The sequence below is a fragment of the Devosia sp. LjRoot3 genome (genome assembly GCF_964252865.1).
Taxonomy (GTDB): domain Bacteria; phylum Pseudomonadota; class Alphaproteobacteria; order Rhizobiales; family Devosiaceae; genus Devosia.
Genome location: NZ_CAXUPK020000001.1, coordinates 1005318 through 1028447, shown reverse-complemented (window position 1 = coordinate 1028447; position 23130 = coordinate 1005318). Strand labels below are relative to the sequence as shown.

At 62.9% G+C, this 23130-nt stretch carries 22 protein-coding genes; 3 read left to right on the top strand and 19 right to left on the bottom strand.

Going from position 1 to position 23130, the window contains the following annotated elements; genetic code table 11:
* Position 1: 1 nt before the first annotated feature.
* The 5 genes from ACSQ2A_RS04960 to recJ form a co-directional block, all read right to left on the bottom strand.
* Positions 2-1051, bottom strand: coding sequence for a FecCD family ABC transporter permease (locus ACSQ2A_RS04960; RefSeq protein ID WP_436071316.1), 1050 nt, complete (start codon positions 1049-1051; stop codon positions 2-4).
* Positions 1051-2082: a FecCD family ABC transporter permease gene (locus tag ACSQ2A_RS04955; RefSeq protein ID WP_436071315.1), complete on the bottom strand. Its 1032-nt coding sequence runs from the start codon at positions 2080-2082 to the stop codon at positions 1051-1053. Before ACSQ2A_RS04955 ends, ACSQ2A_RS04960 begins: the two co-directional genes overlap by 1 nt.
* A complete protein-coding gene (locus ACSQ2A_RS04950) occupies positions 2082-3035 on the bottom strand; it encodes an ABC transporter substrate-binding protein (RefSeq protein ID WP_436071314.1) in 954 nt (317 codons plus the stop codon). The genes ACSQ2A_RS04955 and ACSQ2A_RS04950 overlap by 1 nt, the downstream gene beginning before the upstream one ends.
* A gap of 314 nt (positions 3036-3349) precedes the next feature.
* Positions 3350-4585 (bottom strand): class I SAM-dependent methyltransferase, encoded by a 1236-nt coding sequence (locus ACSQ2A_RS04945; protein ID WP_436071313.1) that lies wholly within the window; start codon positions 4583-4585, stop codon positions 3350-3352.
* 382 nt (positions 4586-4967) lie between these two features.
* The gene (gene recJ / locus ACSQ2A_RS04940; protein WP_436071312.1) at positions 4968-6758 is read right to left on the bottom strand and encodes a single-stranded-DNA-specific exonuclease RecJ; all 1791 of its coding nucleotides are present in this window, start codon (positions 6756-6758) and stop codon (positions 4968-4970) included.
* A 93-nt stretch (positions 6759-6851) separates the two neighbouring features.
* Between recJ and ACSQ2A_RS04935 the strand changes: the two genes are divergently transcribed.
* Positions 6852-7412, top strand: a complete 561-nt coding sequence (locus ACSQ2A_RS04935) for a chloramphenicol phosphotransferase CPT family protein (protein WP_436071311.1) — start codon at positions 6852-6854, stop codon at positions 7410-7412.
* A 173-nt stretch (positions 7413-7585) separates the two neighbouring features.
* Here ACSQ2A_RS04935 and glpX read toward each other — a convergent pair whose 3' ends face one another.
* Positions 7586-8572: a class II fructose-bisphosphatase gene (gene glpX / locus ACSQ2A_RS04930; protein ID WP_436071310.1), complete on the bottom strand. Its 987-nt coding sequence runs from the start codon at positions 8570-8572 to the stop codon at positions 7586-7588.
* 32 nt (positions 8573-8604) lie between these two features.
* A complete protein-coding gene (locus ACSQ2A_RS04925) occupies positions 8605-9945 on the bottom strand; it encodes a homoserine dehydrogenase (RefSeq protein WP_295410591.1) in 1341 nt (446 codons plus the stop codon).
* Between the two features lie 232 nt (positions 9946-10177).
* Here ACSQ2A_RS04925 and ACSQ2A_RS04920 point away from each other — a divergent pair, with 232 nt between their 5' ends.
* On the top strand, positions 10178-10993 hold the full coding sequence (locus tag ACSQ2A_RS04920; protein WP_436071309.1) for a hypothetical protein: 816 nt from the start codon (positions 10178-10180) through the stop codon (positions 10991-10993).
* Here the strand turns inward: ACSQ2A_RS04920 and ACSQ2A_RS04915 are convergent.
* The 4 genes from ACSQ2A_RS04915 to ACSQ2A_RS04900 all read right to left on the bottom strand — a co-directional run bounded on the left by ACSQ2A_RS04915 (position 10987) and on the right by ACSQ2A_RS04900 (position 15470).
* Positions 10987-11970 carry an ABC transporter substrate-binding protein gene (locus ACSQ2A_RS04915; RefSeq protein ID WP_436071308.1) on the bottom strand — a complete coding sequence of 328 codons (984 nt, stop codon included), beginning with the start codon at positions 11968-11970 and terminating at the stop codon, positions 10987-10989. The two genes, ACSQ2A_RS04920 and ACSQ2A_RS04915, sit on opposite strands and share 7 nt — an antisense overlap.
* Positions 11971-11995: 25 nt before the next feature.
* A complete protein-coding gene (locus ACSQ2A_RS04910; protein ID WP_436071307.1) occupies positions 11996-12967 on the bottom strand; it encodes an iron-siderophore ABC transporter substrate-binding protein in 972 nt (323 codons plus the stop codon).
* A gap of 71 nt (positions 12968-13038) precedes the next feature.
* Entirely contained in the window at positions 13039-14193 is a 1155-nt protein-coding gene (gene rlmC, locus ACSQ2A_RS04905; protein WP_436071306.1) for a 23S rRNA (uracil(747)-C(5))-methyltransferase RlmC, read from the bottom strand.
* Positions 14194-14246: 53 nt separating this feature from the next.
* The gene (locus ACSQ2A_RS04900) at positions 14247-15470 is read right to left on the bottom strand and encodes an LL-diaminopimelate aminotransferase (RefSeq protein WP_436071305.1); all 1224 of its coding nucleotides are present in this window, start codon (positions 15468-15470) and stop codon (positions 14247-14249) included.
* Between the two features lie 417 nt (positions 15471-15887).
* Here ACSQ2A_RS04900 and ACSQ2A_RS04895 point away from each other — a divergent pair, with 417 nt between their 5' ends.
* Positions 15888-17210 (top strand): glycosyltransferase, encoded by a 1323-nt coding sequence (locus ACSQ2A_RS04895; protein ID WP_295410046.1) that lies wholly within the window; start codon positions 15888-15890, stop codon positions 17208-17210.
* Between the two features lie 9 nt (positions 17211-17219).
* On the opposite strand, the gene ACSQ2A_RS04890 is transcribed toward ACSQ2A_RS04895, so the two are convergent.
* The 8 genes from ACSQ2A_RS04890 to ACSQ2A_RS04855 all read right to left on the bottom strand — a co-directional run bounded on the left by ACSQ2A_RS04890 (position 17220) and on the right by ACSQ2A_RS04855 (position 23101).
* Complete coding sequence (locus tag ACSQ2A_RS04890) at positions 17220-17585, bottom strand: hypothetical protein (protein WP_436071304.1); 366 nt, start codon at positions 17583-17585, stop codon at positions 17220-17222.
* Positions 17586-17629: 44 nt separating this feature from the next.
* Entirely contained in the window at positions 17630-18292 is a 663-nt protein-coding gene (locus tag ACSQ2A_RS04885; RefSeq protein ID WP_436071303.1) for an SdpI family protein, read from the bottom strand.
* Positions 18289-18555 carry a metalloregulator ArsR/SmtB family transcription factor gene (locus tag ACSQ2A_RS04880; protein WP_436071302.1) on the bottom strand — a complete coding sequence of 89 codons (267 nt, stop codon included), beginning with the start codon at positions 18553-18555 and terminating at the stop codon, positions 18289-18291. The genes ACSQ2A_RS04885 and ACSQ2A_RS04880 overlap by 4 nt, the downstream gene beginning before the upstream one ends.
* A gap of 125 nt (positions 18556-18680) precedes the next feature.
* Positions 18681-20054, bottom strand: coding sequence for a dicarboxylate/amino acid:cation symporter (locus ACSQ2A_RS04875; protein WP_436071301.1), 1374 nt, complete (start codon positions 20052-20054; stop codon positions 18681-18683).
* A gap of 169 nt (positions 20055-20223) precedes the next feature.
* Positions 20224-20862, bottom strand: a complete 639-nt coding sequence (locus ACSQ2A_RS04870) for a hypothetical protein (RefSeq protein WP_436071300.1) — start codon at positions 20860-20862, stop codon at positions 20224-20226.
* An 80-nt stretch (positions 20863-20942) separates the two neighbouring features.
* Positions 20943-21425, bottom strand: a complete 483-nt coding sequence (gene rpsI / locus ACSQ2A_RS04865; protein ID WP_295410059.1) for a 30S ribosomal protein S9 — start codon at positions 21423-21425, stop codon at positions 20943-20945.
* A gap of 1 nt (position 21426) precedes the next feature.
* Positions 21427-21891 carry a 50S ribosomal protein L13 gene (rplM, locus tag ACSQ2A_RS04860; protein ID WP_295410062.1) on the bottom strand — a complete coding sequence of 155 codons (465 nt, stop codon included), beginning with the start codon at positions 21889-21891 and terminating at the stop codon, positions 21427-21429.
* A gap of 148 nt (positions 21892-22039) precedes the next feature.
* Positions 22040-23101, bottom strand: coding sequence for a COX15/CtaA family protein (locus ACSQ2A_RS04855; RefSeq protein WP_436071299.1), 1062 nt, complete (start codon positions 23099-23101; stop codon positions 22040-22042).
* Positions 23102-23130: the final 29 nt, after the last annotated feature.

Genomic DNA, 23130 nt, shown 5'->3' with positions numbered 1-23130 from the left:
TTCAATTCACCCGGCCGGAGCGGCCGGAGACGACGAGCAGCCAAAGCAGGAAGACTGCGCCGAAGCCGCCGGTGACGACACCGGTCGGCAATTGCATGTTTGGCAAGGCGTGTTGCGCCAGAAGGTCCGATACCAGCATGACCAGGGCGCCAACGAGGCCGGCCTGGGGAATGCCGCGCCCTGCCCCGCCCATGAGGCGGCGGGCGATGGGGCCGGAGACGAAGGCGACGAAGCCGACGGGACCGACTGCGGCCGTGGCGAAGGCAGCGAGGGCTACGCCTGCTACCATGAGGCCCAAGCGGGTTTGTTCGACGCGGGTGCCGAGGGCGTGGGCGGTGTCGTCGCCCAGTTCCAGCCCGTCGAGGCCGCGCACGAGGATGACCAGCAGCGGCAGGGTGACGACGAGCATGGCGGCGAGGACGATGGAATCGCCGGGGCGCGCGGCATTGAGGCTGCCGACGAGCCAGGCCATGGCCTGCTGCACTTCGAAGAGGCGGGCGCGGGTGAAGAGATAGGAGATGACGGCGCTGAGCATGGCGGCAGCGCCGATGCCGATGAGCACGACGCGATAGGCGGTGACGCCATTGCGCCAGGCAAGGATGTAGATGGCAAAGGCCGTGAGGAGCGCACCGGCGAATGCGCCGAGGGAAACGGCGAGGCCGGTCCAGCCCAGGACAATGATGCAGAAAACAGCGGCGGCGCTTGCGCCGTGGGCGATGCCGATAATATCGGGGCTCGCCAAGGGGTTACGCAGCAGAGTTTGGAAAATGATTCCGGAGAGGCCGAAGGCGGCGCCGGACAGTAACGCCAGGAAAAGGCGCGGCACGCGGACCTGCAGAACGATGAAATCGACGCCCTTATTGGTGAGGCCGGTCAGCGGGGAGAAGAGCGAGCGGATGATTTCTTCGGGCGGTACCGGGAAATCGCCGAGGGTGAGCGCCGCGGCGCTGGCGAGGACCAGAGCCAGGACGAGGCCGAGGGTGACGCGGCGGCTTTTGCTTTCGCGCTGGCGGCGGACGTTGGCGATGTAGCTGGTGTCGATTGCGGTCATCACAGAGCCGCCAATTTGCGGCGCCGGACCAGCGCGATGAAGAAGGGCGCGCCGATGAACGCGGTGACGATACCGACCTGCACTTCGCCCGGCGGGGCAATGACGCGGCCGATGACGTCGGCGCCGAGGAGCAGAATGGGCGCCATCAGCATGGAATAGGGCAGGATCCAGCGATAGCCGGGGCCGGTGATGGCGCGGGCGACATGGGGGACGGTGAGGCCGACAAAGGCGATGGGGCCCGCAGCGGCAACGGCGGAGCCAGCGAGGACGACGGACGCGAGGCCGGCAAGGCCGCGGGAGAGGCCGATGCGCTGGCCGAGAGAACGGGCGACATCGTCGCCCATGCTGAGGCCGTCGAGGAGGCGGGCCGTGGCGAGGGCGAGCACGGTGCCTGCGAGAATGAAAGGGCTGACCTGAAGGGCGATTTCCATGGAGCGGCCGGCCAGCGATCCAACCTGCCAGAAGCGCACTTCATCGAGCGTACGCGGGCTGGTGAGCAGGATGGCATTGATGATGGCCTGCATGACCGCGGTCATGGCGGCGCCGGCAAGGGCCAGCTTGATGGGTGTGGCGCCTTCGCGGCCAAGTGAGGCTACGGCATAGACGACCAGCATGGCGGCACCGGCGCCAATGAAGGCGAGCCAGACATAGGCCGTCAGTTGGGTGATGCCGAATACGGATACGCCGAGGACGACGAAGAGAGCAGCGCCGGAATTGATGCCGAGGATGGACGGATCGGCCAGCGGATTGCGCGTGGCACCCTGGAGGACCGCGCCGGCAAGGCCGAGGGCGGCGCCGACGAGGACGCCGACGACTGTGCGCGGCAGGCGCAGGTCCCAGATGATGCGGTGTTCGGTCGAATTGGGATCGTAGGAAACGAGCGCGGACCACACCATGTCGATGGGAATGGGCCGCGCACCGGTTGCCATTGAAAGCAGGACGATGGCGAAAAGCGCCGCGCCCAAAAGGGCGAGACCGAGGCCGAGCGTTGCCGCGCGGCCTGCTTTCTTATTCGCCTTCTCCGCCTGCATCAGGGGGTGAGATCGGCATTGGCCGCGTTGATGGCCGTAGTCAGTTCGGTGAGCGCGGCAGCGTAGTGCGTGTAGTTACGCAGCCAGAAAGCCGGCCATTCGGCGACCTGGCCGGCCTTGGCGCCCGGATTGAGCGTCCAGGTGGGCTGGGCCAGCGCCGTCTTCATGGTGGCGGGCGAGCGATTGTCGACGAGGATCAGATCGGCCGGGTATTTGTCGGCGTTTTCCCAGCTGACAGTCTCAAAATAGTTGTTGCCTGCGGCGTCGACACCTTCGGGTTCGACGAGGTCGAGGCCCCAGGACTGCATGTCGAGCAGCTCGGCCGCGCCGGCAGGATCGGCAACGTAGAGGGCGTCGTCGCCGGCATAGACGGCGAGAACTTTCAGGCCCGACTTGGCTGCGATGGCGGACTTGAAATCGGCCAGGGCGGTTTCGAAGGCGGTCTTTTCAGCGGCAATGGAGGGCTGGGCGAGATCGGCGCCGAGGCTGGCGGCGAGGGTTTCATAGTCCTCGATCATGCCCAGGATGGAATCGCCGGCCGAAACGCCGGTGATGGGAGCGAGCTGGGTCAGCAGCGTGACCACATCTTCGCCGCCGGACCAGGTAGCGTTGCGATCCCACCATTCGGCAAGGACGAGATCGGGATTGAGGGCGGCGGCCTTTTCGATATCGACCTCGCCCCAGGCCTGGCCGATGATTTCGATGCCGGTGAGATCGAGACCCTGCAGAGCCTTGGCGTCAGCAACCGGACCATCGGCATAGATGCCGACGGGGCGAATGCCGAGCGGGATGAGGCCAGCGGCAGCATCCTGGCTGGCGATAATGCGCTGCGGGGCGGCGTCGAGCGTGACCGTCTGGCCTGAGCCATCAGTGTAAGTCCAGGGTTCGGCATGAGCCGCGGCGGACAGTGCAAGTGACGACAGGGCTGCGAGAGCGAAGGCGCGAAGGGTCATGGGCTCACCTGGTTGCAAAGTGAGCGTTTTTTGCCTCGGTAATATTGAATGGTCAAGTCAAGTTTATAGGGTGCAGGGCGGTGGCGGAACGCCGCTGAAGGCGGGGACGTCGTATGTGGACCTTGGCCATTGAGTATGCCAGCACCCCCTCCCATCCTCCCCCGTCAAGGGGGAGGTGCTGCATCGAGTATGGGGCCAGACTGTACAAAAGCACCGGCCGCCCCCTTTGTGGGGAGGGGTGTCGCGGCAAAATCCCCGCTTTCGCGGGGATGACGTTGTGGAGAAGAAGGGGCGAGGAAGGGGTGAGCCCAGCCTCACGCAGGACGGCGGTACTGGTAGATGCCGACGTCGATGGAGCCTTCGGTGAAACCGGCTTCGCAATAGCTGAGATAGTAGACCCATTTGCGCTTGAAGGTCTCATCGTAGCCGAGCGGAGCGATCATGGGCCAGCGTTCGAGGAAGCGGTCGCGCCAGAGTTTTAGCGTCTTGGCGTAGGACAGGCGGAAGGTCTCGACGTTTTCGAGAACCAGACCGTATTTTTCGCCGAATTCGCGCATCACCGTTTTGGTCAGCAGCATGCCGCCGGGGAAGATGTAGCGCTGGATGAAGTCGGGGCCGCTGCGGTAGCCGTCGAAATCGGCTTCGTTGATGGTGATGGCCTGGATGGCGGCGGTGCCGCCGGGCTTCAGGCGATCATGAATGGTCTGGAAGTAGCTCGGCCAATTGTCCTCGCCCACCGCCTCGATCATCTCGATGGAGCCGATGTGGTCGAACTGACCTTCGGTGTGGCGATAGTCTTCGAAGACGAGCTTCGCGTACTTGTCGAGATCCTGGCGCGCCAGGCGTTCCTGGCCGTATTTGAGCTGTTCGGCGGAAAGGGTAATGCCGCGCAGGTTGGCCTGGTAATCGCGCGCGACGGTTTCGGCAAAGCCGCCCCAGCCGCAGCCGATTTCGAGCACGGAGGAGCCGGGCGTGACGCCGGCCATATCGGCGACGCGGCGATATTTTGCCACTTGCGCTTCTTCGAGGCTCTGATCGCCGGAGGTGAAAAGCGCCGAGGAATAGGTCATCGAAGGGTCGAGCCACTGGCCGTAGAAGTCGTTGCCGAGGTCGTAGTGCTCGGCGATGTTCTTCTTGGAGCCTTCGAGCGTGTTGCGGCGCGACAGGTGATAGTGCAAGTCCGTGGCGGCGCGGCGGAAGAAGCCCTTGTTGGCGCTCTCGAACATGTCGCGGTTTTGCAGGAAAAAGCGGAACAGCGCTGTGAGATCGTCGACCTCGATGTCGCCATTCATATAGGCGGCGGCAAAGCCGACAGTGCCGCGGCGCATGGCCTCGGTGATGACCCTAAAATTGTTGAGCCGCAGGACGGCGTGTTCGCCCGTCTTGGTATTGCCCATGGTCCGCGTGCGACCATTGGGCAGAATGACCGTCACGGCCCCGAACTTGGGATGGCCGATCAGGGCAAAGCCGATCTTTTCGACGAGAAAGGAGGCAAAACGCGTCCAGGGCGTTGCGCCAGTATTGGAGTGGTCTACCGCTGTCTTACTCATTGCGCCGCTACATCCAACCATCGTGATGCGGGCCGGAGCGAGCCAGGCAAATTGCACAGCTTCGGCCGCGGAGGCATCCCCTTGAGCCGAAGCAGTAGTGCTTCCCAGTGGATGCATATCAATAGTTTAACGGGCATTAACGGATATGCAAGCAGCAGTTTGATGCCCGATGCCGGCCCGTCAAGGCGCGGCAAGCTGGGATCGAAACGCTCCACAAAATGGCTGAAAAAATGATTCCGGGAACCGAACCAAGCGGCTGAAAAGCCTGGCCTCCCGGTGTTGCTGAAAGCACTGGATAAAGCACGCACGAAAGAGTTCCCCACATAGTCTCATATTCGACTACGAGGCGAATAACGCATTGGATCTGGATTGAGTTTCCTCGCTACCGCGGAATCCGCGCGATATCGGTGAGCCGGAACTGGACCTGTTCGCGGCCCTGATAGTGATCGAGCGAGAGGCTGCCGGCAAAATGCAGGGGCTGTTCGCTATCGCGCAGCAGGATGTCGCCGAGAGGCGTGCCAGCGGCGCGGAAGGCAATGGCTTTGAGCTTTGCGCCATCGTCTGACGACAGGGTGAAACTGACATGGCCGCCCTTGCCGACGACCTGGGCAAAACGCGCCCGGTGGGACGGGAAGGCGAAGACCGGGCCGGGATTGCCGGAGCCGAAGGGGCCAGCGCGTTCGATATTGTGGAGGAGGTCGACGGTGGCGCCACGGGCGGTGAGGGCGGCGTCGACCTTGAGAGCGGAGGCGGCGCGGGCCGTCGTGACGCTGCCGCTGAGTCGGTCGGAGATGAAGGAGCGGAAGGGGCCGAGATCGCCGGGGCGAAGGGTGACGCCCGCAGCCATGGCGTGGCCACCGCCCTTAGGGATCAAGCCGGCTTCGACGGCGGCGATGACGGCACTGCCGAGATCGACGCCGGGCATGGAGCGACCGGAACCGGTGCCTGTGCCATCGGGGTGGAGGGCAATGGCGAAGGCGGGACGATCAAAGCGCTCTTTTAAGCGCGCGGCGACCAGGCCAACCACGCCGGGATGCCAATTGGCAGAGGCCAGAACGAGAATGGGAGGCCCCTCGCCTGCCCCGATTTCGGCAGCGGCGACGGATGTAGCTTCCTCGACGGCTTCGACTTCGATGCGTTGGCGTTCGGTGTTCAGCTCATCGAGCTTTGCCGCGATGACGAGGGCCTGGTGCTCGTCGTCGAGCGCAAGGAGTTGGGTACCGAGGGCGGCATTGCCGATGCGGCCGCCGGCATTGATGCGCGGGCCGATGAGAAACCCCAGATGATAGGGATTGAGCGGGCCACTGACGCGCGAAGCGAGGGCCAGAGCGGCCATGCCGTGGTTGTCGCCGCGGCGGGCGACTTCGAGGCCGCGCAGGACGAAAGCACGGTTGAGGCCGACCAGGGGCACGACGTCGCAGACGGTGCCCAGGGCGACGATGTCGAGCAATTTCAAAAGGTCCGGCAGACCGGTATCGCCACGCTGGCGCAGGGCGCGGTTTACGGCGACCAGAACCATGAAGGTGACGCCGGCCGCGCAGAGATAGCCGAGGCCGGAAATGTCGTCGGGGCGGTTGGGATTGACCAGGGCCGTGGCGGGGGGAAGGTCGTGGTCGGAGAGGTGGTGGTCGATCACCAGCACATCGACGCCGCGGGAGCGGGCGTGGGCGATGGGGCCATCGCTGGTGGTGCCGCAGTCGAGCGTGATGATGAGCGAGGCGCCGGCGTCGATCAGCTTGTCCATGGCGGCGATGTTGGGGCCATAGCCCTCAAAAATGCGATCGGGGATATGGACCTGCGGGGTCAGGCCGAAATGGGCGAGATAGCGCACCATGAGGGCGCAGGAGCTGGCGCCATCCACGTCATAGTCGCCGAAGAGGGCGATGGATTCATTGTCGGCGATGGCGCGGGCGAGACGGTCGGAGAGGTCATCCATGGCCGTCAGCGTCGAGGGATCGGGCATCAGGTTGCGGATGGTGGGTTCGAGATAGGCCTGGGCGGAATCGATATCGACGCCCCTGCCCGCGAGAATTCGCGCCAGGATATCGGAGATGCCGGCACGCTGGGCTATGGCCGTGGCCATGCGCGCGCCCGCGACGTCGAGCCTGTCAACCCAGGCCCGGCCCAGGACCGACTGAGTGACGTCAAGAAAATTGCGGCGCGTTTCCAGCATGGGCTGGTGTTAGGCGATTTAGCTCAGAGGGGAAAGGGGTTGCCGCGTGTTGTGTGTGCATGCTTGTTGCGCCCGGCAATTCAGGAGTGAGCGATGACGGGCAAGGCGAGCATCATTTTCCTGCATGGTGCTTCGAGCAGCGGGAAGTCCACCCTGGCGCGGGCGCTGCAGGATCGGATCGAGCGGCCGTTCTGGCACATTTCCATCGACCATCTGCGCGACTCGGGCGTGTTGCCGCTGGGGCGGGTTAAGGCGGGCGACTTCAATTGGCGCGAGATGCGGGCGCCGTTCTTTGCCGGCTATCATGCGTCGCTGGCTGCCTATGCGGCGGCGGGGAATAATCTCATCGTCGAGCACATTCTGGATACGCCGGGTTGGCAGGGCGAATTGGCGGAGCTGTTTCGGCCATTCGATGTGCTGTTCGTGGCGCTGCATTGTCCGGTGGAGGAGCTTAATCGGCGGGAACTGGCACGCGGGGATCGGCCGGTGGGCAGCGCGGAAAAGGATGCGCTGACGATCCATGAGGGGCGTCGGTATGATCTGGAGCTGCAGGCGGAGGGTGGGATCGAGGAGAATGTGGAGAGGGTGATGGCGGCTTGGCGGGGCGATCGGGCGGCGTCGCGGTTCTTTGAGGTGGCGGACGGGAAGCAGTGAGGCTCCTCAGCCCCACCCCTCACCGTGTCATTCCCGCGCAAGCGGAAATCTCCTTGCACAGAAACAGAGATTCCCGCTTTCGCGGGAATGACACCGCGCTTTTGAAAGGCTCTGGCGGACGAGTGTCCTACCCCACTGGGTATTGCCATACTGGCCAGACCAGGATCCGCAAGCTACCTTGCGTGCCTTGCCTTGATCCATCGCGTCGTCTGGCTCCAGGAGCGCATGACGACGGTTGAGGTCTCGACCCATTGGCGACGGAGTTTTACGCCTTCAACGAGGGAGCCGTCGGTGATGCCGGTGGCGGAGAACAGGACGTCGCCAGAGGCGAGGTCGCCGACATTGTAGACCCTATTGGCATCGGTGATGCCCATTTCGCGGGCGCGGCTGCGCTTGTCGGGGGTGTCGAGGATGAGTTTGCCCTGCATCTGGCCGCCAATGCAGCGGAGGGCGGCGGCGGCTAGGACGCCTTCAGGGGCACCGCCGGAGCCGAGATAGATGTCGACGCCGGTATCTTCGGTGTTCACCGCGTGGATGACGCCGGCAATGTCACCGTCGCTGAGGAGTTTTACCGAGACGCCTGCCATGCGGAGCTCTTCAAGAAGGCCGGCGTGGCGCGGGCGATCGAGGACGATGGCGGTGATTTCGGAGACGGGCACGCCCTTGGCCTTGGCCAGTGCCTTGACGTTTTCGGTGGCGGACCACTCGATATTGACGGTGTCGGCCGGATATTCGGCGCCAATGGCGATCTTGTGCATGTAGACGTTGCGGGCAACGTTCAGGAGCCCACCGCGCTCGGCCATGGCGAGGACGACGAGGGAATCGGGCTGGTTCTTGGCGCAGAGGGTGACGCCTTCGAGGGGATCGACGGCGATATCGACCTCGGGGCCCTCGCCGGTGCCGGCGGGCTGGCCGACATAGAGATCATCGCATTCGAACTCTTCGCCCTCGCCGATGACGATGCGGCCGGCGATAGAGACGCGGTCGAGTTCGGCCCGCATGGCTTTTACGGAGGCCTCGTCGGCGGCCTTTTCGTCGCCCTTGCCGCGCCACTCGGCGGCGGCGATGGCGGCGCGTTCGGTGACGCGCACCATTTCGAGGGTCAGCGAGCGATGGAGGTGTGCCGGCGATCTGCCGTCATCGGCCTTGCTGAGCTTCATTTTCTCTCCCGGTGCCTGGCACCGGGAGGGTGTCAGAGCTTCTCGATACGAATGAGTTGCGGTTCGCCGACTATGAAGCCGTCCGCAGCGATTTGCGCAAGCGCTTCGCGCACGGATGATTCCAAAGTCTGTTGGGTAATCATCACAACGGTGCGTGAAGGCGAGCCATCGGGGGCGATGGCCTTGGCGGCCAGATCGGAGCGCTGGATGACCGAATCGATGGAAATCGACTTTTCACCCATGCGGGTGGTGATGGCGGCGAGTGCGCCGGGCACATCCTTGGCGGCGAGGCGGATGTAGAAGCCGCCTTCATGGGCGCGAGCCGGTGCTTCGCGATAGGGCAGCAGTTCGTCGCTCGGCACGCCAAGCGGCGGCACGCGGGTGCCGCGGGCGATATCGAGGATGTCGGACAGGACCGAAGAGGCCGTGGGCGGGCCACCGGCGCCGGGGCCGGCGAGCAGGAGCTCGTGGACATGGTCGGTTTCCAGCGCAACGGCGTTCATGACGCCATCGACGCCGGCAATGGCCGAGCCCTTGGGCACGAAAGTGGGGTGCACGCGCTGCTCGATGCCGCTTGCGGTGCGTTCGGCGATGCCCAGCAGCTTGATCTTGTAGCCGAGGTCGGCGGCGACCTGGATGTCGTGCTGGGTGATGCGCGAAATGCCTTCGATACGCATCTTGTCGGGCGCAATTTCGTAGCCGAAGCAGAGCGTGGCGAGGATCGAGAGCTTGTGGGCGGTATCGAAACCTTCGACGTCGAAGGTGGGATCAGCTTCGGCATAACCCAATGCCTGCGCGTCCTTAAGGCAATCGGCGAAGGTGATACCTTCATTGCCCATGCGCGTCAGGATGTAATTGCAGGTGCCGTTCATGATGCCAAAGACCTTCGCGATGCGGGCGGAGCCCAGGCCTTCGCGCAGAGTCTTGATGACGGGGATGCCGCCGGCAACGGCCGCTTCGAAGCCGAGCTGGGCGCCCGATTCTTCGGCGAGTTTTGCCAGCAGAACGCCGTGCTTGGCGAGAAGTGCCTTATTGGCGGTGACGACGGGCCGGCCGATTTCGAGCGCGGATTTGACCGCGGCGAAGGCCGGGCCATCTTCGCCGCCGATGAGTTCGACGAAAAGATCGATGCTGTCGGACTTGGCGAGGGCGACCGGATCGTCGAACCACTCGAGCCCAGAAATATCAATGCCGCGGTCGCGGGATCGCGAGCGCGCGGCAACGGCGGTCACCTGCAATTGGCGGCCAAGTTTTTTGTTCAGCTCGGCGCCGTCTTTCTGAAGGATACGGACGAGCGTAGCGCCGACATTGCCGAGGCCGGCAACGCCGATGCGGAGCGGCGTCTGGGTTTCCGTTTCGCCGAATTCGGTCATGGCCTTGAGGATGCGCGCGCGCGTTTCGCTGCGCGGTTCGCGACCGTCACGCAGGTCGAAGACGAAGAGCGGATCGCCTGCTACAATGCGGCCAAAACGGGTCGGAGTCCAACCGCGGGCGGAGATGAAAGATTCGACGGATTGGCGGAAAGACTGGATATCGCTCATGGTGCGCGACATGTGCATAGGAACTTGCCTAGAGGTCAATAGGAATTTTGTAGGCATTGCCGCAATGTGGTTTGCGGCAGCGCTGGCAGTGCAGGCGCAGGAGGTGCAGACGGCCCTCGCGAATCCCGAAGCGGAGGCCGTGGCGGGTGTTTCCTATGCCGATCTGGTGGCGATGGCGCTGCCGGGAGCGCATCTGGCGGACGGCACTGTGGTGGTCGATCGCGATGTTGCCCTGCCCCACATCGAGGGCGAAGATTTCGCCATAACGCTGACGGCACCGGTTGGGGTGAACTCCATCGAGGCGGCAAAGGTCAGTGTCGACGGACGGCCACATCTGGCGCTGCTGATCGATCTTGCCGAGGGCGATGATGCCGCAGGGCCGGTGGCGGGGCTGGCACTGTTTGGTATTGCGGGCGAGCCCAAGCTGGTTGACGTGGTCGATGTCGGGTTCGACCGGATGGTGAGCTTTGCCGAACCTGCCAGCCTGGCGGTGGGTGGAGGGCAAAGCCTGCTGCTCGTCAGCAACCAGCATGGCAATGCCGGGCAGTTCTATGATGCGACGAGCATTGTCGAACTGGTCGAGGGCAAGCTTACGCTCGTCGATATGGTGATGATGCTGAGCGATCTGGGTTGCGCCGGGAGCCGGACGCAATCGGTGGCCTATGAAACGGACGGTGCGGCGGAAACGCCGGCGCCTTTTGAGATCAAGGTCACTGACAAGACCGAGGGTTCGACCGCCCCTTGTGAGGGCACGGAAGCGTATGAGCCCGGCGCGGCGAACTATGCGGTCACCTATGCCTGGGACGAAGGTGCTTCACGCTATGTTGCCGAGGGCGACGGCTGGGCCGCCCTCGATGAGGTGAATGGCGAGCGCTACTGAGCCTTGGCGGCGGTAGCGGCGCGACCGACTTCGGCGGCGACCTGGGGAAAACCCCAACGCAGCGAAACCGGGGTAACCGCGCCGCTGACGGCCATGGTGATCTCGTCGCCGACGAGCTTGGTATAGGCTTCCTTGGCGACCAGCGGGGAAAGCTTGATCAAATCCATGCTGAAGAAGTCGTCGGCAGACTTCTGGTCGTTGAAGAAGCTCAGCAGCATGTCGGCGGGAATCTTGTCGAAATTCTCGTAGCTGACGAAATAGGAAATGCCGGTATCGTTAGGGATGGCTTCGCTCGGCTCGGGTGCGGAGACGAGACCGATATCGACGAAGAGCTGGACGCGCGGATCGCCTTCGAGACGCACGGAAACCTGGCCGTCATTGCGATTGACGACATTGGCAAAGACCGTGCCCTTGGCATCGGGGTATTTGCCGATTTCGGCTTCGAGGAAGGCCTGCGTATCGGCGACCAGCTTGTCGGCCTCGGCGGAGAGGCCGAGGGCCTTGCCGGTGAGAGTGACAACATCCTGCCAGCCGGCGAACCAGGGCTTGTCGGGATAGGCGACGACCGGAGCGATGTTGCTCAAGAGTGCGTATTCGTCGGCGGTCAGGCCCGAATAGGGGGCGATGATCACGTCGGGCGACAGAGCAGCGATGGCTTCGAGCGGCAGTTCGGTGACGTTGGGCAGAATGGTGGGCATGGCAAAGCCGTGTTCGGCGATGGCCGCTTCGGTCCAGGGCAGAAGGCCGTCTTCGCCGCCGGCATAGGCAAAGAAGGGGATGCCGACCGGAGCGACACCGAGATCGATCACCACGTCCTGCGCCGACCAGCCCCAGGTGACGACGCGTTCGGGCTTGGCTTCAATTGTTGTCGAGCCGAGCGCGTGCTCGATGGTGACGGGGAAGGTGTCGGCGGCGAAGGCCGATACGGAAATGCTTAGGGCTGCAGCGAGGGCAAGGGCGCCAGTGAGCTGATGCATGGTGTTTCTCCTAGATTACGACGGCTTACTTGCCGGTGACTTTCTCGGCAGCAGTGGCCAGGACATCGAGGTAGGTCGGGAAACCCCAATGCAGGGACAGCACGCTCGGCGGCGAAACGGCAGCGACGTTCTCGGTGCCGACGAGCGCGGCGAGGCCACCATTGACGATGGGGGGATAGTTGGCCGCATAGGATTTTGCGAGCCATTCATCGAGTGCGGACTGCTCTTCGTAATAGGTGACGAAGATGTCGCCCTTCAGATTGTCGAACAGTTCATAGCTGAGGGAATAGTAGAAAGCGCCGTCATTGGGTGCGTTCTCGGCGACGCTGGGGTCGAGGGTCATGCCAAGATCGGTGAGAAACGACATGCGCGCATCGTTCGGCGCATAGACGGCAATGGAGCCATCGTAGTCATTGGCGCTGGCAAAGGTGATTTCCTTGAGCGCCGGGTGTTTTGCCACTTCACCTTCGAGCCAGGTGGTGGTTTCGGCAACGAGGGCCTCGGCTTCATCGGCCCTGCCGAGAGCCTTGCCGATCGTCGTCGTCACTTCCTGCCACGGCGTGGACCAGGCATCGCCGCTATAGGCGACGGTGGGGGCGATGGCCGAGAACAGGGCGTATTGCTCTTCGGTGATGCCGGAGAAGACGGCGAGGATCAGATCGGGTTCGAGCGCGGCGATCTGCTCAAAGGGGGGCTCGGAGCCATTTTCGAGGACGGTCGGCTTTTCGCCCTCGACCTTGGCAAGTGCTTCCTCGATCCAGGGTTTGATACCGTCTTCGCCGCCGCCATAGGCGTGGAAGGGAATACCAACCGGCGTGACGCCGAGAGCGATGACGGCGTCTTCATTGCCCCAGCCCCAGGTGACGATCCGCTTGGGCTCGGCGTCGATCGTCGTTTCGCCCCATGCATGCTCAAGCGTGACGGGGAAGTCTTGGGCCAGCGACAAGGTCGGCGTGGCGGCCAGCAGGGTGGCGAAAACCAGCGAACGGAGGATCATGGATCACCTTCTGTATGGAAGTGCTTCTCCATACAAAAGGTGATTTCTGATGTCATGTAATATTTGGTGCTTCAGTGTGCCGATGAGCGGCGGGTCAACAGCACCATGACCTCGTAGTGGTCGGTCTGCGGGAACATGTCGAAGAGACGGATAAATTTGGGTTCGTAGGCGGGCATGGCGGCGATGTCGCGAGCCAGTGTGACCGCGTTGCAGCTCGAATAGATGATGGTCTGTGAGCCCGAGGTTTCGAGCGTGTCGCAGAGCCTGTCGCCGAGCCCGCGGCGTGGCGGGTTTACGATGATGGTGTCGGGTGCTTCACCGGCGACAAGGGCGGTCGCGTCGCCGGCGGCAAAGGTCACGTCGGTGAGGCCGGCGTCGGCGGCGCTGAGCCGGGCGGATTCCACCGCGGGTTCGCTCAGTTCCACTCCGTGGACGCGCCGACCGGGCGCGGCGACATGGAGGGCAAAGCCCCCTACCCCGCAATAGAGGTCCCAGATCGACTGGGCGCCGACTTCGTCAACCCACTCTTGCGCCTGGAGGTAAAGCCCCTTGGCGATTTCGGTGTTCGTCTGGAAGAAGCTGGCGGGACGCAGGTGTAGGACGCGGTCGCCGAGGCGCATGGACAGGGATTCGCCGCCGCTGAGGGAGATCTCTTCGTTGCCTTCAAGGACTGCCTTGTGTTCGGGTAGAATGTTGGCGGTGACGACGGCAGCCTGCGGCAGATCACTCAGCAGGCCGGGCAGATGCTTTTGCATGCGACCGAGGGCTTCGGTTGAGCGCAGCACGAAGCGCAGCATCAGTTCGCCATCGGCGGATTCGGTCAGCAACACATATTTGAGTTCGCCGCGGCGGCTGGGAATGTCGTAGGGCGTGATGCGGGCGCGGGAGATGAAAGCCTTGATGGGCTCGAAGGCAGCGCGCAGGCCGGGGGCAAGAATACCGCAGCCGGTGAGATCGACGCCGTGCTGGGTTGTGTCGAGAATACCGAGGGTGGGTGCATCGGGCGTGCCGCCGGCCACCATTTTCGCCTTGTTGCGAAAGCTGTCGGGGCGGCTTGCCATGGGTGGGAGCCAGACTGCTTCCGGCCACGCGGCGAGCAGGTCTTGGGCGTGCGCCATCTTGCGCTCAAGCTGGGCATTGTAGGGCGTGCCCATGAGAGTGCACGAGCGGCAGACGCCTCTATCGTAGTAGCCGCATTGCATTGCGGCGCTCAGATCTGCGTCCACGCTTTTATCCCAGAGGTGTCGAGGAGGCGGGTGCCGCCCCCTCGAAACGCAAACTACTTCGTTGCGGTGGCGAGCGGAACGATATTGCTCTGGTCGCCCTTGCCGCCGAGCAGCTTCTTGATGTTGCGGGCGGCCTGGCGGATGCGCTGTTCGTTTTCGACGAAGGCGAGGCGAATGTACTGGTCGCCATATTCGCCGAAGCCGACGCCCGGAGCGACGCCGACGCCGGTTTCCTTGATCAGGAGCTTGGCGAATTCGAGTGAGCCCAAATGGGCGAACTGAGCCGGAATCGGCGCCCAGGCGAACATGGTGGCCTTTGGCACTGGAATGTCCCAGCCGGAACGGGCAAAGCTCTCGACCATGACGTCGCGGCGGTGCTTGTAGATCTTGCGCACTTCCTCGATCACGTCGTCGGAGCCGTTAAGAGCTGCAGTGGCGGCGACCTGAATGGGCGTGAATGCACCATAATCTAGGTAGGATTTTACGCGGGCCAAGGCAGCGATCAGGCGCTCGTTGCCGACGGCAAAGCCGACGCGCCAGCCGGGCATGGAATAAGTCTTCGACATCGAGGTGAATTCCACCGTGATATCGATGGCGCCCGGAACCTGCAGAACGGATGGCGGCGGCGCATCTTCATCGAAGTAGATCTCGGAATAGGCGAGATCGGAGAGGATGAAGATGTCGTTGGCTTTGCAGTACTTGACCACCTCGGTGTAAAAATCGAGGTCAGCCGTGTAGGCGGTCGGGTTGGCCGGGTAGTTGAGAACGATGGCGATCGGCTTGGGGATCGAGTGGCGCACGGCGCGGTCGAGCGAGCGCAGGAAATCCTCGTTGGGATCGGCAGGCATCGAACGCACGACGCCGCCAGCCATCAGGAAGCCGAAAGAGTGAATAGGATAGGTCGGGTTGGGCACGAGCACCACATCGCCGGGCGCCGTGATGGCCGAAGCCATATTGGCAAAACCTTCCTTGGAGCCGAGGGTCGCGACGATCTGCGTATCGGGATTGAGTTTTACGCCAAATCGGCGGCCATAATAGCTCGCCTGTGCCTTGCGCAGGCCCGGAATGCCGCGCGAGGTGGAATAGCGATGTGTGCGCGGGTCCTTCACCGTCTCCTGAAGCTTGGCCACGATGTGCTCGGGCGTCGGCATATCAGGATTGCCCATGCCCAGATCGATAATATCGACGCCCTCAGCGCGAGCCTTGGCTTTCAGCGGATCGATATGCGCAAAAACATAGGGGGGAAGGCGGCGGATTTTGTGGAAGTCGGCGCTCATTTTTTCCTCGGAAGGTCTTTTTGAGACCCTGAACTGTCGCGACGCGCGGGGAGCGCTGCGCCATGATGCGGCGTGGATTATCGCGGAATTATGGTTTTGAAGGGGTTAAAAGGACCCTTTTGGGGCCGTAACGATCTATTCGGCTCTTCCCGGCCACGCCGTGGCCATGCGGGAAGAGCTATCGGGCGCTTGCCGCCGCGAAGGCATTGGCAGCGGCAATAGCAGTCACCTTGCCGGCGAGCGAAGCTCCAACCCATGCAACAGTGAATGGAGACACCATGTCTCTTGCCCTTCGAAGGTCGTTTTTGTAAGAAATGCAACAATCGACAGGCCGTTCATAATTCCTCCGCAAGGTCTTGTAAATGGCCCGAAGCGGAACAACCTTCGGGCATAGCGGCGTATGATGAGGTTCCACACTTGAAGCGCATTGCCCTGGTGACGATCGGCACGCAAGGCGACGTCCAACCCTATATCGGGCTTGCGCTGGCTCTGCAGGAGCGCGGCTATGCCGTTGCCTTGGGCGCCACCGAAGAGTTTGAGGACCTCGTCGGCAATTACGGCCTCGAATTTCATTCGCTTGGACCCTCGATCCAGTCGTTCCTCAAGGAATCGCGCTTCGAGAATGCGATGAGCACGTCCATGCTCATCAATGGCCCTTCCCTCTTGCGGCAGGGCCAGCAAATCGTCGACACGGCGGCGCGGGCCGCATGGCGCATGTGCCAGGGTGCCGAAGCGATCGTGGTCAATATGAACACGAGCTTTGGCATCGATATCGCCGAGGCGCTGAAAGTGCCGGCGATCATGACGGCATTGCAGCCGCTCAACTCGACAAGCGAATTCCCGCTTTCGATGTATTACGTCGCCGACGATCTCGGGCCGACGCTCAACAAGCTCTCCTATACCGCGGCGACCATGCAGCAGGCCTATTGGAACCTGCCGCGCAATCGGTTGCGGCGCGAGCTGATGGGGCTTGAGGCGCGGAATATGGGTGGTGTCTTCACCAATACCGATGGTTCGCCGCTGACGACGCTTTATGCCTATTCGACGGCAGTCAGCCCGCGTCCGCGCGATTGGCCGCGCACGGCGCTGGTGACGGGCTACTGGAACCTGAGGGATCGCAGCCATTGGGAGCCGACGCCGGAATTCGAGGCGTTTTTGTCGGCGGGCGAGGCGCCGGTCTATATCGGCTTTGGCTCGATGCCGTTTGGCGCGGAGCGCAATACGCGCATCCTCAAGGAAGCCGTGGAGCTTTGGGGCGGACGCGCTGTGGTGGCGCGCGGCTGGGGCGGGATCGATCCGCGCGACCTGCCGGATACGATTTTTCCGATCGAGAAAGCGCCGCATGATCGGCTGTTCCGTTATGTGAGTGCGGTGGTGCACCATGGCGGGGCGGGCACGACGTCGGCGGGTCTGCATCTTGGGCGCCCGAGTTTTGTCGTGCCGCAGGCCATGGACCAGCCCTATTGGGGGCGGCGCGTTTATGAACTCGGGTGCGGGCCGAAGCCGATCCGGTTGCGCAAATTGACGGCGGAACTGCTGGCCGAGGCGCTCGCGGACCTCAACAGCAACGAATCCTATCGGCGCAATGCCGCTCTGGTGGCTGAAAAGCTCCGCAGCGAGGACGGCACCGACAAGGCGATCAAGGTGATCGAGCGCGTGATGGACAATTTCGTGCCGAAGGCCGCCAAAGTCGCGCGGAAGTCGAAGGCCAAGAAGCTTTCGCTCAAGAAAGCCGTCTAGCGAGAGGCATCAGCTGCGCGGGCGCAGGTCTGCCAAATCGGCTTCGATCTGTTCCAGGCGGCCGACCAGACCCGAACTCCGCGCGGACAGACGGTTTTCGAGCGCGGTCAGGCGTTGCTGCAGCTCGAGCACGCCATCCTGTGGCGCGTAGGGGCGGCTCTCCGCGATGGCCAGGATGACCGTGCCCTTGGCGACGAAGACACCACCGATGCCGGCCAGGATCAGTGCCCATTGCGTCAGGTCCGACTGACCCGTGGTGGTGAGCCAGGCCGCGATGGCTGCGCCGGCGGCAGCAAGGGCGCCGATCACGTTGGAGATCATGCCCAAGGCGAGCGCCCTGCGCCGACCGTCCCAGCCACCCGGCGATTGAGCCATTTTCGTTCCTTGGTTTGCTCGCACGCCTAGCGAGCGAGGAGGCCTCAAAGAGGCCGTGCCGCACTTTCGCGCCGGGCGAAACGGTAGCTGTAAATGATGCCGCTCAGACTCGGCGCGGCGGTGCATAGCACGATGACTGCCAAGAGCCAAAGCGGCTCCGCGATAAGCAAAGCAGCGATAGTGAGAATGATGCCGCCGAGCATCATGAGCGCCCCGGCAAAGCGGTTGGTGGCAACCCAGTTGGCCGGGCTTTCGAGCGTCCAGCGCAGGCGGAAACCGGCATAGCTGTTGGGTTGGGACTTTGGCATGACATTGCCCAAGCCGATGAACAAAAGGCCGATGCAGACGGCGATGACGCGGATCATATCCACGGGATAGCCGAGGGCTATGGCGATGGTGGCGATCTGGATGGCCGCCATCAGCATGCCGATGCCGGCAAAGGCGGCGCGAAGCCCCTGGCGGGCGCGGTCCACCTCCCCTCCCCGCTTCAAGACCAAGGCGAAGGTCAGCCAGAGTGCAGCCAGGATTGCCGGCGGCATGAGCAATGCGATGTTGCGCGGCCAGAAGGCGTCGGCCGTGCCATCCGGACCCCAATGGACCGGCATGAGAGTTTCGGGCGGCACCATGAGGTAGCCGACTATGGTCGCGGCAGCGAGGGCTGCGACGGAGACGAGAGCAAAGGGACCGACGAGACGCAACTGGTTCATTTTTCTTCTCGCAGCGAAAGGACATCGGCGAGCGCCTGCTCGAGAACCGATGTGTTGAGGTGATAGATGAGACTGGTGCCCTGGCGCTCGACGGCGACAAGGTCGGCCTCTTTCAACTTGGCGAAGTGAACCGAGAGCGTGGGGCGGCTGAGCGCGAAATGATCGGCCAGCTCGCCGGCACTTTTGGGCCCCGATTTCAGCAGCGCCAAAACCTTGCGCCGCACCGGATGCGACAAAGCTTCAAAGACAGCATTGATGCCCACGGCGTTCTCCTTCGATGTTTTTCTAATTAGTGTTTTCGCTAATTAGAGTCAAGACGAAGGATTGTGCGCCGGAAAACAAAAGGGGGAGGCATTGCCTCCCCCTTTCGACATTCGTGTTGCGACGTTTACTGAGCCGGGACGGCCTGGGCGTCGTCGAGAGCGTCGATGCTTTCGCCGCGGTCGTAGGTGGCCTGATCCAGAATGCCTTCGCGCTTGGCGACGATGGTGGGGATCAGGGCCTGGCCGGCGACGTTGACGGCGGTGCGGCCCATGTCGAGGATCGGATCGACGGCGAGGAGGAGACCAACACCTTCGAGCGGCAGGCCGAGCGTGGACAGGGTCAGGGTCAGCATGACGGTGGCACCGGTGAGACCAGCCGTGGCGGCGGAACCGATGACGGCCACGAAGGCGATGAGCAGGTAGTGCTCGATGCCGAGGGAGATGCCGAAGAACTGGGCGACAAAGATGGCCGAGATTGCCGGGTAGATCGAGGCGCAACCGTCCATCTTGGTGGTGGCCCCGAGCGGCACGGCGAAGGCAGCGTATTCACGCGGCACGCCGAGGTCCTGCTCGGTGATGCGTTCGGTGACCGGCAGGGTGCCGATGGAGGAACGCGACACGAAAGCGAGCTGGATGGCCGGCCATGCGCTCTGGAAGTACCGGATCGGGTTGAGGCCGTGGACCTGGAGCAGCACCGGGTAGACGACGAACAGCACGATGGCGAGGCCGATATAGATGGCGGCCGAGTACCAGCCGAGCTGGGCCAGCGCGTCCCAGCCATAGACGGCGACGGCATTGCCGAGGAGGCCAATGGTGCCGATGGGCGTCAGACGGATCACCCACCACAGGACCTTGTGGATGACCTTGAGGAACGAGCGGGTGAAGGCGATGAAGGGATCGGCGGCGGGGCCGACGCGCAGGGCGGCGATGCCGACAACGATGGAGATCACGAGGATCTGCAGCACGTTGAAGGAGAGGCTGGTGGTCGCGCCGCTATCGTTGACGCGGGTGGAGGCCTGGAGGCCGAGGATGTTGGAGGGGATCAGGCCCTTGAGGAAATCGAGCCAGGAACCGGTCGAAGATGGCGCCTTGGCGGCTTCCGCGGCGACTTCGGTGTTGAGGCCGGGCTGGATGATGAGGCCCAGGGCGATGCCGATGACGACGGCGATCAGCGCGGTGATGGCGAACCAGAGAAGGGTCTGCCAGACCAGCTTGGCGGCATTGTTGAGTTCACGCAGGTTGGCGATGGAAGCGACGATGGCGGTGAAGACCAGAACCGGCACCAGCGCGCGCAGCAGCGACACGAAGGACGAGCCGACGGTGGCAAGGGTCTGGGTCAGCCAATTGGCATTGCCAGCGGCATCGGGACCCATATTGCGGGCGATGAAGCCGAGGAAAAGGCCAATGACCATGGCCGCGAGGACCTGGAAGCCGAAATTGGCGTAAAACGGCTTAGGCGCCTTGGGAGCGCGCGCCGCAGCGACGGAAGTGGGAGACATTAGATGACCTTTCGGCTGGCGGCTTCATTGCCCATCGCTTGAGCATTGTGCCTGCAGATTGACCAGACCATACGCCCGCCACAGTTTTGCCGCAGCGCATGCCGTTCCATTTCTTTCCGGGTTAGAAGAATTTTCTCATTCGAAGGGCCGAAAGAGAGAATAGAAGTTGTCAGGCGCGACTTACGGCCAGACTCACCAGGGCCGCAAAGAGCGGGAGACCGAAGAGACTCGCGGCGAAGGCGACGGCGAGCACGCCAGGGCCAGCATCGATCCACGACAAGGTAGCCAGGCCTGCTCCGGCCAGCCCCGCCGCGATGCCGCTCACACGATGCACGATGATCCAGGCGCGATCGGAGCGGATGGGCCAGGGCATGCGCAGGCCGCCATAGCTGTGGCGCTCGGCGTGGAAGAGGACGAGTCCCAGGAGGATCAGGACGGCGGCGAAGAGGAAGCCGAGGCCGCGAATGAGGTCCAGGTCCGAACCTATGCCCATGAACAAGAGGCCGAACTGGTAGGCAGCCGGCACGGCCAGGGCGAGGCTGAGGGCAGGATCGAGAATGTGGCGGACCTTGGCCATGTGATTGCGTGTGAGGGCGCGGCCGAGGACGAAGAAGGCCAGCAGCAACGCGGCCTGAACGATCGGCGCGACGGCCAGAGCGGTATCGCGGGGCCACAGCCAATCGGCGCTGGAGCCATGCCAGTGGGCCGGAAAGAGAAAGTCGGCTGGCACGCGCAAGACGGCGACGGCCGTGATGGACAGCGTCACCGAAAAAATCAGCAGATGAAAGCGGGTGACGAGGCTGGGCATGGCGGGGTGGATGTAGGTCGGTCCGAGCAAAAGAAAAGGGCCGGTTGCCCGGCCCTTTCCAAGAATTTTTTGTGTGAAGCTTAGCGCTTCGAGAACTGGAAGGAGCGGCGAGCCTTGGCCTTACCGTACTTCTTACGTTCAACAACACGGCTGTCGCGGGTCAGGAAGCCACCCTTCTTGAGGATCGGGCGCAGGCCCGGCTCGAAGTAGTTCAGCGCCTTGGAGATGCCGTGACGAACGGCACCGGCCTGACCGGAGAGACCACCACCGGCAACGGTGACGTTGACGTCGTACTGGTCGAGACGGTCGGTAGCAACGATCGGCTGCTTGACGATTAGCTGAAGAACCGGGCGAGCGAAGTAGGCAGCGAATTCGCGGCCGTTCACGGTCACCTTGCCCTTGCCCGGCTTGATCCAGACGCGAGCGACGGCGTTCTTGCGCTTGCCGGTGGCATAGGCGCGGCCAAGGGAGTCAAGCTTCTGCACGTGAACCGGAGCCGAGGAGGCAACGGGAGCAGCAGCGGAAGTTCCCAGAGCTTCGAGAGAGTTGATGGTTTCAGCCATATTACTTCACCCGGACGTTCTTGGTGTTCATAGCGCCGACGTCGAGCGTGCTCGGGTTCTGCGCTGTGTGGGGGTGCTCGGAACCGGCGTAAACGCGGAGGTTCTTGAGCTGGGCGCGGGTCAGCGGGCCGCCCGGCATCATGCGGCGAACGGCATTTTCCAGAACGCGGTTCGGGAAGCGGCCTTCGAGGATCTCGCGAGCGGTGCGGTCCTTGATGCCACCGGGATAGCCGGTGTGCCAGTAAAAGCGGTGCTGATCGAGCTTGCGGCCGGTCAGCTTCACCTTGTCGGCATTGATGACGATGATGTTGTCACCCATGTCCATGTGAGGCGTGAAGGTGGCCTTGTGCTTGCCGCGCAGACGCGAAGCAATGATCGAAGCGAGACGACCCACGACCAGCCCTTCGGCGTCGATGAGGATCCACTGCTTTTCGATCTCGCTCGGTTTTGCCGAGTAAGTGGTCATTGTTGAAATCCCTAGAAAACTCTGGTTTGTGACCTCATCCAGAGGACGGATCACAGGTTTCGGAGGGGTCTCTAAGGGGGATTCTGGAAGCCGTCAAGCGCCTTTAAATAGCTCTGTAATTTCAATGACTTGTGAATGCGGTATTATATTACCGCACTCTGCGCATGTCAGCGATATAGGCGGCCGTGGCGCCGGCGAGCATGAAGGCCAGGGACTGGTGGCCGACAGCCAGCGAGATAGGAACGCTGGCGAGCAGGGTCGCAATGCCAAGGCCGACCTGGAGCAGAACCAGGATGCCGATGCGTGGCAGCCAGCCATGGACGCCGCCAAAACCGCCATCCTTGCTGCGGCGCCAGATCAGGTAGGCGATATAGGCGACAATAACATAGGCGATGCCACGGTGGATAAATTGCACCGTGAGGGCGTTTTCGAAGAGGTTGCGCCAGGCCGGGTCCATGACGAACAGGCCCTTGGGGATGATGGCGCCATCCATGAGCGGCCAGGTGTTGTAGCCCATGCCGGCATCGAGACCGGCGACGAAGGCCCCTGCCCCGATCTGTAAAATCAATAGCACGCCCAAGATGATAGCGGTGGTGAGATGCCATGGATTGACGCGACCGAGGACGCGGCCAGGTTCGATGCTGCGCGCTACATAGATGAGCGCGACGAAGAGCAGCGAGGCGGCGCAGAGGTGGGCGGCAAGTCTATATTGAGAAACCGAGGTCAATTCGGAAAGACCTGACGAGACCATCCACCAACCAAGGAAACCCTGGAAGCCGCCGAGGATGAACAGGGTGAACAGAGGCAAAGCAAGGTTGCGCGAGAGACGCTTCTGGAACAGGAAAATAACGAATGGGATGATGAAGATCAGCCCGAGTGCACGCGCCAGGAGCCGGTGGAACCATTCCCAGAAGAAGATGTATTTGAAGTCGTTGATGTCCATCCAGGAATGGACGATCGAATATTGCGGAATCTGCTGATAGGCTTCGAACTCGGCCTGCCACTGGGCGTCGTTGAGCGGGGGAATCGTGCCGGAAATCGGCTTCCAGCTGGTGATGGAAAGACCCGATTCCGTTAACCGCGTGATACCGCCGACCACAACGATCAGCAGGACAAAGCTAGCAAGGGCGTAGAGCCAGATGCGGACCGGCCGGAGAAGGTCGCTCGCATAGCTGATTTGTCCTGGTGCGGCATTGTGCTGGGTGGTCACGGCAACATTCCGGTATCGATGGGGCTGGC

What these genes read in the sequence shown, in the direction of transcription:
- ACSQ2A_RS04910 (WP_436071307.1), bottom strand. Translation starts at nt 12,967, where the DNA reads ATGATCCTCCGTTCGCTGGTTTTCGCCACCCTGCTGGCCGCCACGCCG.
- ACSQ2A_RS04935 (WP_436071311.1), top strand. Translation starts at nt 6,852, where the DNA reads ATGACGGGCAAGGCGAGCATCATTTTCCTGCATGGTGCTTCGAGCAGC.
- ACSQ2A_RS04925 (WP_295410591.1), bottom strand. Translation starts at nt 9,945, where the DNA reads ATGACCGAATTCGGCGAAACGGAAACCCAGACGCCGCTCCGCATCGGC.
- rpsI (WP_295410059.1), bottom strand. Translation starts at nt 21,425, where the DNA reads ATGGCTGAAACCATCAACTCTCTCGAAGCTCTGGGAACTTCCGCTGCT.
- ACSQ2A_RS04920 (WP_436071309.1), top strand. Translation starts at nt 10,178, where the DNA reads ATGTGGTTTGCGGCAGCGCTGGCAGTGCAGGCGCAGGAGGTGCAGACG.
- ACSQ2A_RS04915 (WP_436071308.1), bottom strand. Translation starts at nt 11,970, where the DNA reads ATGCATCAGCTCACTGGCGCCCTTGCCCTCGCTGCAGCCCTAAGCATT.
- ACSQ2A_RS04870 (WP_436071300.1), bottom strand. Translation starts at nt 20,862, where the DNA reads ATGCCCAGCCTCGTCACCCGCTTTCATCTGCTGATTTTTTCGGTGACG.
- ACSQ2A_RS04945 (WP_436071313.1), bottom strand. Translation starts at nt 4,585, where the DNA reads ATGAGTAAGACAGCGGTAGACCACTCCAATACTGGCGCAACGCCCTGG.
- rplM (WP_295410062.1), bottom strand. Translation starts at nt 21,891, where the DNA reads ATGACCACTTACTCGGCAAAACCGAGCGAGATCGAAAAGCAGTGGATC.
- ACSQ2A_RS04955 (WP_436071315.1), bottom strand. Translation starts at nt 2,082, where the DNA reads ATGCAGGCGGAGAAGGCGAATAAGAAAGCAGGCCGCGCGGCAACGCTC.
- ACSQ2A_RS04885 (WP_436071303.1), bottom strand. Translation starts at nt 18,292, where the DNA reads ATGAACCAGTTGCGTCTCGTCGGTCCCTTTGCTCTCGTCTCCGTCGCA.
- glpX (WP_436071310.1), bottom strand. Translation starts at nt 8,572, where the DNA reads ATGAAGCTCAGCAAGGCCGATGACGGCAGATCGCCGGCACACCTCCAT.
- ACSQ2A_RS04890 (WP_436071304.1), bottom strand. Translation starts at nt 17,585, where the DNA reads ATGGCTCAATCGCCGGGTGGCTGGGACGGTCGGCGCAGGGCGCTCGCC.
- ACSQ2A_RS04960 (WP_436071316.1), bottom strand. Translation starts at nt 1,051, where the DNA reads ATGACCGCAATCGACACCAGCTACATCGCCAACGTCCGCCGCCAGCGC.
- recJ (WP_436071312.1), bottom strand. Translation starts at nt 6,758, where the DNA reads ATGCTGGAAACGCGCCGCAATTTTCTTGACGTCACTCAGTCGGTCCTG.
- ACSQ2A_RS04950 (WP_436071314.1), bottom strand. Translation starts at nt 3,035, where the DNA reads ATGACCCTTCGCGCCTTCGCTCTCGCAGCCCTGTCGTCACTTGCACTG.
- ACSQ2A_RS04900 (WP_436071305.1), bottom strand. Translation starts at nt 15,470, where the DNA reads ATGAGCGCCGACTTCCACAAAATCCGCCGCCTTCCCCCCTATGTTTTT.
- ACSQ2A_RS04875 (WP_436071301.1), bottom strand. Translation starts at nt 20,054, where the DNA reads ATGTCTCCCACTTCCGTCGCTGCGGCGCGCGCTCCCAAGGCGCCTAAG.